The organism is Sporosarcina sp. BP05 (genome assembly GCF_014282005.1).
Lineage (GTDB): Bacteria > Bacillota > Bacilli > Bacillales_A > Planococcaceae > Sporosarcina.
Genome location: NZ_JACFTD010000080.1, coordinates 1 through 646, shown reverse-complemented (window position 1 = coordinate 646; position 646 = coordinate 1). Strand labels below are relative to the sequence as shown.

Below are 646 nucleotides of genomic sequence, written 5' to 3'. Positions count from 1 at the left end.
CCCGTTAGTTGAAGAAGAAAAAGTGAAGCATACGCCCGTTGTAAATACTATTTACTCATGTAATTGTCTCCCATATATTCTTGGCTACTTAGGACATCTTCAATGATTTTCAATATTTCAGTATGGTTTTGCTGTAAGTTTTGAGCTTCCTTTTCGAACCCATCATTAAAATTTTTCAAGTCCTGTACAGAACTTCTAAAGCCACTTTCATCCACTCCGAGAGCCCCATTACTTAGCCCTAATTCTACTCCACCAATCCAGGAAACGAAATTCCGAGGCAAATCTTTCGCGTGCGTATCAACCAAACTTCTACTTTTTGTTATTTCTAATGTTGCTAAAATAATACGTGTTTCATAATCGGATGTACTATCGTTTCCATCATTTAAGAGACTATCTGCATTATGAAGTTCATATAAGATAGTCTGTACCGTTTGTATTAAATCGCTCTTTTTATTTTGTTTTACTACAAAATAATTTATAGCAAAGATTAGATTTAAAAAGATGGATAGAACAATAGTGAAAACTAAAATTTTATTCGACTTTTTCTCCACTTGCTTTAAATCCCTCCTTAAAAATCAAAAATAACTCTTATATCTTCACATCAGATTTAACCATCTTGTTCAACTAACCTGCCCCGTTAGTTGAA

The 646-nt window shown here is 33.3% G+C and carries 1 protein-coding gene; it reads right to left on the bottom strand.

Features of this window, described 5'->3' with window-relative positions; all coding sequences use genetic code 11:
* Positions 1-47: 47 nt before the first annotated feature.
* Positions 48-551 carry a hypothetical protein gene (locus tag H2672_RS19240; protein ID WP_186674010.1) on the bottom strand — a complete coding sequence of 168 codons (504 nt, stop codon included), beginning with the start codon at positions 549-551 and terminating at the stop codon, positions 48-50.
* Between the last annotated feature and the right edge of the window lie 95 nt (positions 552-646).